Raw genomic sequence first — 12,556 nt, 5'->3', positions numbered from 1 at the left:
ATTAGTTTAGGCCTGGTGTTACGCGCTCCGGCCGCGGTGTGAGGCCGTGCCCAGACGCGCCGCCCAGCGTTCGAAGGACGCCACCACCGCATCGAACGAAACCGCTGCCATCCCCTCGGCTTCCACGCACAAGCTGTTGTCCCAATAGGGGCCGGCCTCGCTGAGCCGGGTGCGTCCATGCAGCCCGATGACAGGGATGTTCATTGCATCGCAGAAGTACAGCGGGCCGCTGTCCACCGTCACCAACAGACTGGCGCGTCGCAATAATGCCGGCCAATTGTCCGGCGTATCCATGCCGACCAGATTGACGTGCGCATCGCCGGCGACGTACTCGGCCAGCGCCTGCGACTGTGGCGGGCCGAATACCGCAACCGGAAATCCTCTATCCGCCGCATGCTGTGCAAATGCACGCCAACGATCAGGCTCCCACCGCTTCGGAGCGAAGTCGGCCCAGGGACTCAATACGACCCATGGCCCTCCCGGCAACAGGTGCGATACCCATGGTCCATCGTCGGTCGGGATGCCCATTCTGACCGCCCGTGCATCCTGCGACAGGCTTTGCAGCCAGACATCGGTGGGATGCATGTTCGGGCGCCAGTGCGGCCTGAGCACGCGCCCACCATCGATGTGGAAGCGGAAATGGATTGGTAGTCGTCGGAGCGGGCGGTAATAGTTCGGCCGCAGACCTACCACCGCCACCGGGCCGTGCTGGAGCGCGGCGCCAATTGCCGGAAGCGCCATCACGAGATCGCCGGTATGCGCGCCCTCCATCGGGAACACGATGCCATCACGCGACCATGCGCCAGGAGTCGAGCTCGAAGCTGGGTTATTGCTCACGTTCCGCTACGCCTTGCGTTGCAGTGAGCGCACCAAACCGGCGAAGGCGTGCCCCTCAGGATCGTTCGCATCGAGTTGCGCTTCGATCCGCCGCATGATCGACGTCCACTCGGAGTGCTCCCGGAATGTCTGGCCGAACTCCCAAAGCAGCACTTGTCGAATCAATAACGGTCGTGCGCGACGTACCGCCGGCAGATCATCACTGGACACATTGCGAACGATCTCCACCAACTGACGCTCCAGCTGTGCAGTCGACTTTGCCTGTTTAGCCGCAGACGCGGCTTCGGCGCGACGTGTGGTTGATGCCGCGTGAGCGATGCCGCCACGCCCCCGCACCGTCTCGCCACGGATCGCTGCGATCAAGACAGCAGTCGGAGAAAGCCGGCCCAGTTCCATCGGTCAGTTATAGCGGCTGTAGTTCGACAGCAGCATCGACGCGCCGGGTAACGTTTCGGCGGTGTCGGCCTGCATCGTTCCTGCTGTCTGTTGAACTTCCGACAGCATGCGCGCGAGTCGCTGCATATCTACCCGCAGCGCTGCGAGAGGCTGCGGCTGAGCCAATCCCATCTGCAGCTGCGAAATGGCAAGTTCGATGTGATCGTTCGCGATGGAGATCAGGGCACTGGCGTAAGTGCCGATTGCGCCATCGACTGATTCGGACAGCGGCATCAACATCTGGACCGCTTCACTGTTGCGTGCGGTAACCAGTAAAAGTTGGCCCATCTGGAAACGCGCCATCACCAGCCCCGGCGCCAACTGCAATGCCCTGGTGAATTCCTGCTCGGCCACACCCAACTCTCCAAGCTGCGCTTGCTGCGCGCCGAGCAAGTAGTGAGCCTGTGCACACGCCGGGTCTTGCTCGAGGAGCGCGCCAAGTAGCGCAAGCGACTCTGCATCCTGCCCATCCAGCATGGCTTGCGTTGCCCGTGCAAGAAGTTGATCTGTGCTCTGTGTCATATGTTCTTGGACTCGCAATAAGGGCATTTCGTTTGTCTATCCCTTTCCAACGCAGATAGTTTAGGCGCCAGACGTACGCTTGCGATGGATAACAACGATCACACTTGCGGTTTGACCAACGCCCATTCGAGTCTGCATGCGAAAAGCGCAGCTGAACGGGGCGCGATGATTCATGGACCAGTCAGTCCAAAATTCATGTCGCGTTCCATCGAATAACGGAGAATTTACATCTCGGCAGCGAACGGCATCCGCCTCAGCGCCGGCCCAAACCATAAGTACAGGTATCGATCATGAAGAATTCCCTGCTGGCCCTCGGCCTTCTCGCAGCCCTGCCGTTTGCGGCCTCCGCTGCTGAAAACCTCTCCTACAACTTCGTCGAAGGTGACTACGTGCGCACCCCGACCGAAGGCCGCGACGCTGATGGTTGGGGCGTGAAGGCGTCCTACGCCGTCGCTCCGAACTTCCACGTGTTCGGCGATTACAGCAAGCAGAACGCTGACGACAACGACAACGTGTTCGAAAGCTCCAACTCCGACTTCCAGCAGTGGGGCGTCGGCGTGGGTTACAACCAGGAAATCGCCACCAGCACCGACTTCGTTGCTCGCGTTGCCTATCGCAAGCTGGACCTAGACACCCCGAACATCAGCTTCGACGGTTACAGCGTTGAAGCCGGCCTGCGTAACGCCTTCGGCGAGCACTTCGAAGTCTACGCCCTGGCTGGCTACGAAGACTTCTCCAAGAAGCGCGGCATCGACATCGGCGACAACTTCTACGGCCGCCTCGGCGCCCAGGTCAAGTTGAACCAGAACTGGGGCATCAACGGCGACATCCGTATGGATGGCGACGGCAACAAGGAATGGTCGGTCGGCCCGCGCTTCAGCTGGTAAGCCGCACGTTTGACTGCAACGCGACTCTCTCTCCCGCGTTGCATTGGAAGCCCGGTCCCCCGACCGGGCTTCTTTCTTTTGGGCGATCGGCTGGCGCTGCGCACATCGCGCTATAGCGCGATGTGCGCAAGGCGGCTGCTGTAGAAGCACGATCCCGCGCGCTCGAGCGGCTACAGCTTGCCGCCAGCCTTTGCGATCGACACCAACAAAAAGCCCGGCAATGCCGGGCTTTTTGTTGTTTCTGCGCAGCGCGTCAACGCGCGATGCCACGATCAGGTGAACAAGGTCTGCGGGTACTCGGGCTTGCGCTCGCGTGCCAGCAACTCCTTCAGGCCTGCTTCCGGGGTGATCTCGCCATGCAGTACCGCACGCACGGCGTTGGAGATCGGCAGCTCGATGCCGTGATGCTCGGCCTGACGCATGACTTCATCGGCGGTCTGCACCGATTCAACCACCTGGCCGATCTCGCGGATCGCATCGTTCAGGCTCTGTCCGCGTCCCAGGGCCAGCCCCAGCCGTCGGTTGCGCGACAGATCGCCGGTGCAGGTGAGCACCAGATCGCCCAGACCCGCCAGGCCCATCAACGTCTCCGGCCGCGCACCGATCGCCGCCGCCAGACGCAGCATCTCGTTCAAGCCGCGCGTGATCAGGCCGGCACGGGCGTTGAGACCCAGCTGCATGCCATCGGCCACGCCGGTGGCCACCGCCAGCACGTTCTTCATCGCACCACCGAGCTCGGCGCCCACCATGTCATCGCCCGTATAGGCGCGGAAGGTGGGGCCATGCATGGCATCGGCCACGACCTGCGCAAACGCCGCATCGTCGCCGTGCACGGTGATGGCGGTCGGCAGGCCGAGCGTGACTTCCTTGGCGAAGGACGGCCCGGTCACCACGGCCAGCGGAACGCCGGGACCGAGGATGTCGCGCGCCACTTCATGCAGGAACCGCCCGGAACCGGGCTCGAAGCCCTTGGTCGCCCACGCAACGCCGGCACCGGCCGGACGCAACGGGGCGATCAACCGGATCGTCTCGGTGAATGCGTGCGAGGGCACCACGACCAGGATCCAGCCGGCATCGGCAATGGCCAGTTGCAGGTCGGTGGTCGCGCGCAGGCTCTCGGGCAGTGCAATCCCCGGCAGATAACGTGCGTTTTCGTGGGTGCGGTCGATGGTATCCACCATCGCCGCATTGCGTCCCCAGAGCACGGTCGGGTGACCGTGCCTGGCGAGCAGCGCGGCCAGGGCCGTGCCCCAGGAGCCGGCGCCGAGAACGGCGATCTTCTGCGTCGAATCGCTCATCGGCGCACGCAAGGCTTAGGCGTTGCCAGCCGGCTCGGAATCGGCCAGCGAGGTACCTTCGCCCTGCGAACGCTGGCGCAGGGTCTCTGCATACAGCGCTTCGAAGTTGATCGGCTGCAGGTAGAACGGCGGGAAGCCGCCGGCCTGGATCAGGTCGCTGACCAGGGTGCGCACGTACGGGAACAGGATGTTCGGGCACTGGGTGCCGAGCAGCACGTCGATCGCCTGCGGCTCCAGGCCGACCAAGCCGAACACGCCGGCCTGCTGCACTTCGGCCACGTAGGCGGTCTTGCCACCGGCGGTGCAGGTCAGGGTCACGGCCAGCACCACTTCGAAGGCGTTGTCGTTGAGGCGCTGCACCTTCTGGTTGAGGTTCAGCTGCAGCTCGGGCTGGTTGGCGTCATTGAAGACGGACGGCGCGTTCGGCGATTCGAAGGAAACGTCCTTGACGTAAATCTTCTCGATGGTGAAAGCGGGGCCAGCAGCGGCGTCGGCCGGCGCAACCGCGCCGTTGATGATTTCGTCGGACATTCCTAACTCCAGAAACGGTTCGGTGGATGCAGCGTTGAATGATGCAGACGTGAAAGTGCGAGTCTCTCACGCCAGCAATGGGGACTTGCCCGGCGCCTCACAAGGTGCGGTCAGGCGCGGCCCTTGACCAGCGGCAGCTCGGCCATCTGCCAGGCGGCCACGCCGCCATCGAGCCAGTAGACCTGCTCGAAACCGGCTTTCTTCAGCATCTTGGCCGCGCCTGCGGAGGCATTGCCGTTGCGGCACACCACCACCACGGGCGAGGACTTGGCGTTGGCGAGCAGCTTGCCGGCCGGGTCGAACTTGGCCAGCGCCACGTTGCGGCTGCCGGCGATGTGGCCTTTTTCGAAATCGGCGGTCGGCGACAGGTCGATCACCAACGCGTTCTCGCTGTTGATCAAACGGGTCAGCTCGGCCGGCTTGAGTGCGCGATACCCACGGAACAGGCGCGCGACCTCGGTGACGATCAGGGCGATGGTCAGGCCCACCAGGGCCAGTGACAACATGGGGTTGCGGCCGACAAAGGCCTGCAGCTCTTCGAAATTCACGGGGTCAGGGTCAGTCAAGCGGGCGGGAATTGTCGCACAGCTGGCGCGTGCGACGGCCAGGCACCGGCGGCACGGGCTACTGGCCCTGCCACAGATCGGGCAGGCCGCTGGCCAGCCACCAGCGTTTGCGCTCGGCGTCCCAGCGCCACAGCTCGATGCTGCGCACCAGCCGCTCGGCCTGGGTATTGCGGTTGATCACCCGCAACTCGACCTCTCGGCGCAAGTCGCCGTTGCCATCCTCGCCCACCCGCAGCTCGCGGTAGCCGGAGATCTGCACCTGTTCGTAGCGCGAGCGTTCCAGATCGCTGAGCGGATGCGCCTGGGCGTAGCTCGGCTCGACAAAGCCCTGCGCGGCATCGAAATCGCTCCAGCGCACCGCGGCGGTGTAGGCGGCCTGGGTGGTTTCCAGCGCGCGTGCCTGGGCACGGCTGCCGGCAGACGCCCCCCCGCTGACCATCGCCAGCCCGAGCAACAGCATTGCCCCGATCACTGCACGCATGCGCATTCCCCCAAGTCCAGCGCGCATCCTACCGTTTTGGAAACGCCACGAAGCGCCCGCTCAGGGTGGCCGCCGCCGCACCGGACCCCAGCGCGATCTGCGCACGCATGCCGATGCGCGCCTTGCCGCGCTGCCGGAAGGTCGCCAGGAACGCCTCCCAGCTGCCGAGTTCGGACGGCTCGGCATTGGCCACCAGGTCTTCATAGACCGGGGCGACGTAGCGCAGCTGGCTGTCGGCCACGTAGACATCGGCGCTGTGCCCGGCCAGTTGCAGTTGCAGCGTCAGCCAGCCCCAGCTGGCCAGCGTCATCAACGAGGCCAGGCTGCCGCCGAACGCGTTGGCCTTGTCGTTGACGTTGGCCTGCAGCGGCGCACGCAAGCGCAAGGCGCCGTCATGCAAGCCGTCGACGGCAATGCCCATCGACAGGACCGGCGGCATGGCGACGAACTGTTGCTGCAGCGACTGCAGGGCGGATGCGAGCGTGCACGAAGGAGTCATCGGCGAAGGCTGGAAGACGGCGAAGGGCGGCATCATGCCGCAATGTTCCGCGAGCGTCTTGTGCACTGGGATGACATGCGGTACCGCATGGTGAACGCGTACGGCATCGCGTCGTCGCACGCCTGGGTCTCGCCCGGCTCAGGGCGCGAACACGACCTTGCGATAACCCTGCGCCACCCGCAGCAACGCGGTGGCCTTGGCCTTCCAATGCGCGCTGCGCTGCCTCTGCACGTGCGTCAACGGCGCATCGATGGTGCTGGTGAACACGATCTGCTCCGGAGCGGCGTGGAAGAACTTGTCCTGGATGCAGGCCGCCGGCGCCAGCTGATAGGTGGACAGTTGCTGTGCGACCGGCGATTCGTTCCAGCCGAACAGGAAAATGTCAGCCATGGTGTGCCAGCGCGCGTCGGCTGCGAGCAGCAGGCGCGCCGCATCGCGGCTGAGGATCAGCGCACCGGCGCAGACCGGCCAGCAGTGTTGGTGGGTCGAGGGATGCACCAGGCGCAGCTGCCGGCCCCCGACCTCGGCGACCTTGGCATCGAGTTTGATGCGGTTGTAGGACGGCTCCAGCCGCACGATGCTGTTGCCGCCCGGCAGCCACTCGCTGCTGCGCAGCAGCGCCGGCAGCGCGTCGGACAGATGCATGTCGTCTTCGAAGATGGCGGTGTAGGCGTCGTCGGAGTCGGCTGCGACGCGCCACGCGGCCTGATGGCTCAGGAAGCACCCGATGTTGGAGGCGGTCCACTTGCGCGGGCCGGTGCTGAAGGCATCCCCGGAGCCTTCCAGCGGCCGCTCGCGTGCGAAGTCGGCAATCTGCGCAGGCGTCAGGGTGGCGCCATCGACCGCGGGAATCCGCTCGAACGGCAGGCCCAGTGCCTGGAACCGCGTCGACATCGCCTGCAGGCGCTCGCCGCTGCGCTGCATGTTGATGAGGTAGGACTTGATCACGGCGCCACTCCAGCTCGATCGTCGTGGCGGATCGTGGGCGGTAGCGGTCATCGGCACAGACCCGGAGACGAGGTTCTGGCCGCAGAAACGCAGGCATCGCGTCGAGCAGGCACGCAAAGGCCAGACAGCGCGCGAGGATCGAATCGCCGCCAGCGCTATCGCAGCGCGCGACACCCGCCCCCGATAACGCACGGCTCTCGCATAATCACTGGATGACACCTCCCGCCCCAGCTGCCAACGCCTGGACCCTGATTTCGCTGCGGCCCAGCGGTGAACACGCGCCGCTGCGGCGGGCCGCCGCGCGGCACGGCGGACGGCTGCTGGCGCTGTCGCCATGGCGGCTGCAGACCAACGACACCCCGCAGGCACGGGCTGCATTGCGGCAGGCCTTGCACGCGCCGATCGCGGTGTTCACCAGCCCGGCCGCAGTGCACGCGGCACATCGCCTGGCGCCGCTGCAGCGGCCGGCGCAGGCGCAGTGGGTGAGCGTGGGAGACGGCACCGCGCGTGCGCTGCAGTCCTGCGGCATCGACACGGTGATACGCCCGGCGCGCATGGACAGCGAGGGCCTGCTCGCATTGCCGCTGTTCCGGCAATCGCTGCAGGCCGTTGGGCTGATCACCGCCCCGGGCGGGCGCGGCATGCTGGCGCCGTCGCTGGAGCAGCGGGGCGCCCGCATCCTGCGCGCCGATGTCTATCAGCGCGTGCCGTTGCGCCTGCGCGCATCGGCAGTGCGTGCCCTGGCGGACGCGCTGCCCGCTAGCGTGCTGGCGCTGAGCAGCGCCGAAGCGCTGACGCTGGTGCTGCAGCAACTGCCTGGACCGCTGATCGACGCCTTACGGCAACGCCCGCTGGTGGCCTCCAGCGAGCGCATGCTGCAAGCCGCACACGCCGCCGGCTTCCAGCAGGTGCTGCGCGCCGCAGGTCCCTTGCCCGAGCAATTGGCCGCTGCCGCCGCCGCGATCGTGACACCATCGCGACCTTGCTGAACTTCGAACTCAAGCACGGCTTGCGGCTGTCTGCCGCTGCACGCCATGCTGTGGCAGATGACTGCGGCACCTGCACCCGTCGTGACCGCGCGAGGATGGACGAATGACCGAAATGCCCGCTTCCACGCGACGCTTTCCCTTGGCATGGCTGCTGCTCGTCGTCGCGCTGGCCGCCGTGGGCGTGGCGCTGTTCTTCGGTTGGCGCGCATGGCAGGGCTATCAAAGTGCGCAACTGCAGGCCGCCGAAGCGCAGCAGCAGCGCTGGGATGGCACGCAGCAGATGCTGGAGACCTTGCGCCGCGACCAACGCTTGGCCAACGAACGCCTGGCGGATGCGGCAGCCACCAACCGCGTGCTGCGCGACGAGATGCTCGGCCTGAGCCAACGCAGCGCCTTGCTCGAAGAAACCGTGCAAAAGCTTGCCGATCCCAACCGCCACGGTGCACAGGCGCTGCGGCTGGATGAAGTGGAACTGCTGCTGCGGCTGGGCCAGCAGCGGCTGAGCATCGCCGGCGACGCCGACGGTGCGCGCCGCGCCTACGCACTGGCCAATGCCGCGCTCAATGGCATAGACGATCCCGGCTATCTCAACCTGCGCCAAGCGCTGGTACAGGAACGCGACGCACTGGATCGCCTGGGCGCCGGTCCGCAGGCGCAGGCCGGCCACACCCTGGATCAGTTGGCCGGCGATCTGCTGCGCCTGCCCGAACAGACCGCTCAAGAAAGCGAAGCAGCGCAGCCGTGGTGGCAGAAAGCACTCACACCGCTGGTGGACATCCGTCCCAGCCGTGGCGATGCGCTACTGACCGGCGGCAACCGCCACGCCGCGCGTGACGCCTTGCAGATCGAGGTCAGCCTGGCCCGCGCTGCGGCCGAGCGCGGCGATGCCGCCGGCTTTGCGCAATCGCTGCGCCGGGTGGACACCTGGACCACCCGGCTATGGCCGGATTCGCCACAACGTCGCCAGGCACGTACCCGCCTGCGCACGCTGCAACAAGCGCCACTGCGTCCGCGCCTGCCGGAACTGGGCACCACCCTGCTGCAACTGCAGGCCATGCGTGAAGGGAGATCCACCCAATGAAAGTGTTGCGTACCGTCTTGATCCTGTTGGTTGCCGTGGCGCTGGGCGTGCTCGGTGCGCAATGGCTGTCGCATCAGACCAGTTACGACCTGGGCAATGTGGTGGTCAGCGTCGGCGGCAACGACTACCGCGCCGCCATGCCGCAGGCGCTGCTGATCCTGGTCATCGCGCTGCTGGTGCTGTGGCTGGTGTGGACGCTGGTCAGCCTGCCGTTCCGGGTCTGGGGCAAGTACCGTCGCAGGAAGGGCCGCGCCCGCCTGATCGAAGGCCTGCGCGCAGCCGATCACGGCCAGTGGCAGCGTGCCGAGCGCCTGTTGGTCAACGCCAGCGAGGATGCGGAGGTCAGCGGCATCGCCCTGGCCAGCGCAGTGCGGGTCGCCGATGCACGCGGCGACGAAGTGGCGGCGAACGCGCTGGCCCAGCAATTGGCAGAGCGCGACCCCACCGCGCATGCGTTGCTGCAGGGCGAGCGGCATCTGGCGCGGCAACGCCCGGTCGAGGCCATCAATGCGCTCGATCATGCCAACGCCCAGCCGCTGCCGGCGCGCGGCCTGCTGCTGCGCACGCACGCCCTGGCGCAGATCGGCCGCGCCGACGAGGCTTACGGCCAGCTGGGCGCATTGCGTCAGCAGGCGGTACTGGCACCGGAGGCCTACAGCGCCCTGGAAGCGACGCTGGCCGAGCAGACGCTGTTGCAGGCCGGCGATGCCAATGCCCTGGCCGAACGCTGGGAAGCGCTGCCCAAGCCGCTGCGCACCTATCCTGCGGTGGTAGGCGCCTATGCACAGCGCGCCGCGGCGCTGCATTGGGACGACGCGGCAGTGCACAGCCTGGAGCAGGCGCTGGACACGCAGTGGGACGAATCGCTGGTGCGCCTGTACGGCGTGCTGCCGTTGGAAAAATACGATTCGCGCCGCGCCAGTGCGCAGCGTTGGCTGGCCCAGTACCCGGACAGCCCGGGCCTGTTGCTGACCCTGGCGCGCCTGGCCCGTCACCAGCAGCAGTGGTCGCAGGCCGAAGAGTTCCTGCATCGCGCGGTGGCCAATGGCGCGGGCAGCGAGGCCTGGGAAGAACTCGGCCACGGCTTTGCCGCCGCGGGGGATCTGCTGTCTGCACAGCATTGCTACGCCAACGCCCTGCGCGCCGCACGCGGCGAGCCGGTGCACGAGGGCTTGCCGCAGCAGTCGCTGCACGGGCCGATCATCTCGGCGTATGCCACGCCGCCGGCCGATCCGCTCGCACCGGACGATCGCGTGCTTTGACCTGAGGTCTGATCGCCGTTGCGGCGATGCGTGGACTCACCATCAGCCCCGGCATGTCCGGGGCTTTTGGTTTTCTAGATCAGGGCAGAAGCGCCGCCGGCAACGTTTGCCGGCCCGTCCTCACGTCCGCGGGGATGGCAACGCATTGACGTTACAAAGCTATCTGCAAACATAGCGGCGCAGATCACCCATCGCGCGATTCCCGGGGCGGCGCTGGCAATGCGCGCAAAAACGCGTCACAGGCACCGAAATAACGTGCCTGCTCGTGATCGACCGATTGCGCCGACAACACGCGCGAACCGCGTCTGCCGATCAACAGCATCGCCGCCATCACACCGGCACCGGTCAGCCAGCCGGTTGCGCCACCGATCCACAGCACGCCGACCAGCAGCGGCACGATCGACGCCATCGCGATGGCGACACACCGCACGCGGCGGCGCTCATGTCACGCGCACAGGCTCAGCACGTGCGCACTGCGCTTGCGCAGCACGATGGCCAGGATCAGATACGGCAGCACCCCCATCAATAGGGTCAGATAGATCGCCGGGTGATGCCAATGGAAGATGTAGCGGCGCGGCGAGATGTCCGCCGGCGCATTGCACTTGACGCAACGCGGCGGCAGATCGGCGCCCGGCGTGCACACCAGTACATCGCCCTCGCGCCACACGGCGCCGTGCGTCGGGGGCAGATAAAGCGTAGGGGGCTGGTGTGAATCAACGTTCGACATCCATGCGTCCTTGCAGGTTGGGGATTCGGGATTGGGAATTGGGGATTCGTAAAAATCAGGTGTCCGCCTCTGCTTTTGCGAATCCCCAATCCCGAATGCCCAATCCCACGCTGCGCAGCAGCGTCAGCGCTCGACGATGGCCACCACGCCCATGCCGCCGGCGGTGCAGATCGAAATCAACGCACGGCCGCCGCCGCGTTCTTCCAGTTGCTTGGCGGCCGTGGCCACCACGCGCGCGCCGGTGGCGGCGAAGGGGTGGCCGGTGGCCAGCGACGAACCCAGCGGGTTGATCTTGTCCGGGTCGATACGGCCGAGCGGCGCTTCCAGCCCCAGGCGATTGCGGCAGTAATCCTCGCTTTCCCAGGCGCGCAGCGTGCACAGCACCTGCGCGGCAAAGGCCTCGTGGATTTCGTAGATGTCGAAGTCCTGCAGGGTCAGTCCCTGACGCGCCAGCATCTGCGGCACCGCAATGGTCGGCGCCATCAACAGGCCTTCGCCATGCACGAAATCCACCGCCGCCACCTGCGCATCGCGCAGATAGGCCATCGGGGTGTGGCCATGCGCCAGCGCCCAGGCTTCGCTGGACAGCAGCACCGCGGCCGCACCATCGGTGAGCGGGGTGGAATTGGCCGCGGTCAACGTGCCGCGGCCGGAGGTCTTGTCGAAGGCCGGACGCAGCGTGGCCAGCTTTTCCAGCGAAGTGTCGGCGCGCAGGATGTTGTCGCGCGAGACGCCGCGGAACGGCGCGATCAGGCTGTCGAAGAAGCCGCGCTCATAGGCGGCAGCCAGCTTGTGGTGCGAGGACACCGCCCATTCGTCCTGCGAGTCGCGCGAGATGTTCCATTCCTTGGCCATGTCCTCGCAGTGGTCGCCCATGCTCTTGCCGGTGCGCGGCTCGGCCACGCCGGGGAATTCGGGCTTGAGCTCGCTCAGCTTGAAGCCGCGCAGCAGCGCCTTGAGCTTGTCGCCGGTGGCCTTGGCGCGGTTGGCGGCCATCAGCCGCGCGCGCAGCTTCTTGCCGTAGACGATCGGCACTTCGGAGGTGGTGTCCGAGCCGCCGCCGATGCCTGAATCGATCTGGCCCAGCGCGATCTTGTTGGCGATGGTGATCACCGAATCCAGGCTGGTGCCGCAGGCGCGTTGCAGGGTGATGCCCGGCGTCAGCGGCGACAACCCGGACGACAGCGCCGCCTCGCGGGCCAGGTTCCAGTCCGAGGAATGCTTGATCACCGCCCCCATCGCCACTTCGCCCAGTTGCTGCCCGTGCAGCCCGAAGCGCTCGACCAGCGCGCCCAGCGTGCGCACCGACATGCCCAGGTTGCCCACGTCCGCGTAAGCGGTGTTCTGACGACAGAACGGGATACGAACGCCGCCCAGAATGGCGACGGGACGGGCTGCGGGCATCGGTTGACCTGGCATGGAGGACTCGGGGACATGGCCTGCACAGGGCCGGCAGGCATAATGGCCGCAGTGTAGCTTCGACCCCGTGATGG

General features: G+C 66.4%; 14 protein-coding genes and 1 pseudogene. 4 read left to right on the top strand and 11 right to left on the bottom strand.

The window, feature by feature from the left end:
- Positions 1-18: 18 nt before the first annotated feature.
- From AC1PLS_RS01160 to AC1PLS_RS01150, 3 genes are read right to left on the bottom strand one after another with little or no spacing between them, the layout of a single operon-like run.
- A complete protein-coding gene (locus AC1PLS_RS01160) occupies positions 19-837 on the bottom strand; it encodes a glycosyltransferase family 9 protein (protein ID WP_184432573.1) in 819 nt (272 codons plus the stop codon).
- A 6-nt stretch (positions 838-843) separates the two neighbouring features.
- On the bottom strand, positions 844-1,233 hold the full coding sequence (locus tag AC1PLS_RS01155) for a hypothetical protein (protein ID WP_184432575.1): 390 nt from the start codon (positions 1,231-1,233) through the stop codon (positions 844-846).
- Between the two features lie 3 nt (positions 1,234-1,236).
- Positions 1,237-1,794: a hypothetical protein gene (locus tag AC1PLS_RS01150; protein ID WP_260300071.1), complete on the bottom strand. Its 558-nt coding sequence runs from the start codon at positions 1,792-1,794 to the stop codon at positions 1,237-1,239.
- Between the two features lie 290 nt (positions 1,795-2,084).
- Here AC1PLS_RS01150 and AC1PLS_RS01145 point away from each other — a divergent pair, with 290 nt between their 5' ends.
- Entirely contained in the window at positions 2,085-2,681 is a 597-nt protein-coding gene (locus tag AC1PLS_RS01145; RefSeq protein WP_016904049.1) for an OmpO family porin, read from the top strand.
- A gap of 272 nt (positions 2,682-2,953) precedes the next feature.
- On the opposite strand, the gene AC1PLS_RS01140 is transcribed toward AC1PLS_RS01145, so the two are convergent.
- The 6 genes from AC1PLS_RS01140 to AC1PLS_RS01115 form a co-directional block, all read right to left on the bottom strand.
- Positions 2,954-3,979: an NAD(P)H-dependent glycerol-3-phosphate dehydrogenase gene (locus AC1PLS_RS01140; RefSeq protein WP_184432577.1), complete on the bottom strand. Its 1,026-nt coding sequence runs from the start codon at positions 3,977-3,979 to the stop codon at positions 2,954-2,956.
- Positions 3,980-3,994: 15 nt separating this feature from the next.
- Positions 3,995-4,510, bottom strand: a complete 516-nt coding sequence (gene secB, locus AC1PLS_RS01135) for a protein-export chaperone SecB (protein WP_016903394.1) — start codon at positions 4,508-4,510, stop codon at positions 3,995-3,997.
- A gap of 110 nt (positions 4,511-4,620) precedes the next feature.
- On the bottom strand, positions 4,621-5,058 hold the full coding sequence (locus tag AC1PLS_RS01130; protein WP_481104469.1) for a rhodanese-like domain-containing protein: 438 nt from the start codon (positions 5,056-5,058) through the stop codon (positions 4,621-4,623).
- Positions 5,059-5,134: 76 nt separating this feature from the next.
- Entirely contained in the window at positions 5,135-5,557 is a 423-nt protein-coding gene (locus AC1PLS_RS01125) for a hypothetical protein (protein WP_102255450.1), read from the bottom strand.
- A gap of 28 nt (positions 5,558-5,585) precedes the next feature.
- Positions 5,586-6,056 carry a YiiD C-terminal domain-containing protein gene (locus tag AC1PLS_RS01120; RefSeq protein ID WP_024940488.1) on the bottom strand — a complete coding sequence of 157 codons (471 nt, stop codon included), beginning with the start codon at positions 6,054-6,056 and terminating at the stop codon, positions 5,586-5,588.
- A gap of 138 nt (positions 6,057-6,194) precedes the next feature.
- On the bottom strand, positions 6,195-7,004 hold the full coding sequence (locus AC1PLS_RS01115; protein ID WP_481104102.1) for a glycosyltransferase family 25 protein: 810 nt from the start codon (positions 7,002-7,004) through the stop codon (positions 6,195-6,197).
- Between the two features lie 212 nt (positions 7,005-7,216).
- Between AC1PLS_RS01115 and AC1PLS_RS01110 the strand changes: the two genes are divergently transcribed.
- The 3 genes from AC1PLS_RS01110 (at position 7,217) to AC1PLS_RS01100 (ending at position 10,336) form a co-directional block, all read left to right on the top strand.
- Positions 7,217-7,993, top strand: coding sequence for a uroporphyrinogen-III synthase (locus AC1PLS_RS01110; protein ID WP_481104101.1), 777 nt, complete (start codon positions 7,217-7,219; stop codon positions 7,991-7,993).
- Positions 7,994-8,096: 103 nt separating this feature from the next.
- The gene (locus AC1PLS_RS01105; RefSeq protein WP_039517726.1) at positions 8,097-9,074 is read left to right on the top strand and encodes a uroporphyrinogen-III C-methyltransferase; all 978 of its coding nucleotides are present in this window, start codon (positions 8,097-8,099) and stop codon (positions 9,072-9,074) included.
- Positions 9,071-10,336: a heme biosynthesis protein HemY gene (locus tag AC1PLS_RS01100; protein ID WP_104646664.1), complete on the top strand. Its 1,266-nt coding sequence runs from the start codon at positions 9,071-9,073 to the stop codon at positions 10,334-10,336. Before AC1PLS_RS01105 ends, AC1PLS_RS01100 begins: the two co-directional genes overlap by 4 nt.
- A 184-nt stretch (positions 10,337-10,520) precedes the next feature.
- Here the strand turns inward: AC1PLS_RS01100 and AC1PLS_RS01095 are convergent.
- Positions 10,521-11,063, bottom strand: a pseudogene (locus AC1PLS_RS01095) (hypothetical protein).
- Between the two features lie 123 nt (positions 11,064-11,186).
- Positions 11,187-12,482, bottom strand: a complete 1,296-nt coding sequence (locus AC1PLS_RS01090; RefSeq protein WP_104554644.1) for an acetyl-CoA C-acetyltransferase — start codon at positions 12,480-12,482, stop codon at positions 11,187-11,189.
- Positions 12,483-12,556 lie beyond the last annotated feature (74 nt).

It is taken from the genome of Xanthomonas sp. NCPPB 3218 (assembly GCF_056725185.1).
Note: the sequence above shows the minus strand (reverse complement) of the source record. Positions and strands in the feature narration are given on the sequence as shown.